Source organism: Streptomyces sp. NRRL B-3229, assembly GCF_000719505.1.
Lineage (GTDB): Bacteria > Actinomycetota > Actinomycetes > Streptomycetales > Streptomycetaceae > Streptomyces > Streptomyces griseorubiginosus.
In genome coordinates, this window is record NZ_JOGP01000091.1 from 1 (window position 1) to 634 (window position 634).

Sequence of the window (634 nt, forward strand, 5' to 3'; positions counted from 1 at the left end):
CTCGTGGCCCAGCAGTGCCACCCGGGCACCGCGCCGGGCCGTCTCACCGGCGATGGCCGCGCCCAGACCGCGGGCGGCTCCGGTGACGACCACCGTCCGGCCCGCCAGGGGGCTGCTGCTCATGGGCCCAACGTCCTTCCGTCGAGGGGGTGTCTCGCCGACCGCTGCTCAGAGCTCGGGGGCCGGCAGACGCGCGACGTGGTCGGGGTGGCCCGCCGTGCGCCGCTCCTCCTTCATCTCCGCCTCGTACAAGTGGTCCCGGCCCTGGGCGAGTTCGTCCACCGCGCTCCTCTCCAGCTGCTGGAAGGGCCGGTAGTAGGTGGCGTTGTAGGCCTCGACGATCTGGAACGTCCAGTGCCCCGGGATCACATTGCGCCCGAGGATCTCCGAGCGGACCTTCGCCGCCCACTCGGGATGCCCCGCCTCCTCCAACAGCTCGACGGCACGGTCCAGTTGCAGGTCCGCGGTGCCGGTCAGCTGGTGGAAGTCGTACAGGCGCCCCCTGGCCCGCTCGGTCGTCTCCAGCGCCTTGGACAGTGCCCCGAGGGCCTCGACGGTGATGTCGTCGACGCCCTCGGGGCGCCGGTGCTCGCGGTCGGGGCCGCCCGGAATCTCCGTCTGCTCGTTCATGGGT

1 protein-coding gene is annotated in these 634 nt (G+C 72.4%); it reads right to left on the reverse strand.

From position 1 onward, the window contains the following. Positions 1-168: 168 nt before the first annotated feature. Positions 169-630, reverse strand: coding sequence for a hypothetical protein (locus IF54_RS0138835; RefSeq protein ID WP_030327446.1), 462 nt, complete (start codon positions 628-630; stop codon positions 169-171). Positions 631-634 lie beyond the last annotated feature (4 nt).

Excerpts from the sequence above, each read along its gene's own strand:
- IF54_RS0138835 (WP_030327446.1), bottom strand. The coding sequence starts at position 630 with ATGAACGAGCAGACGGAGATTCCGGGCGGCCCCGACCGCGAGCACCGG.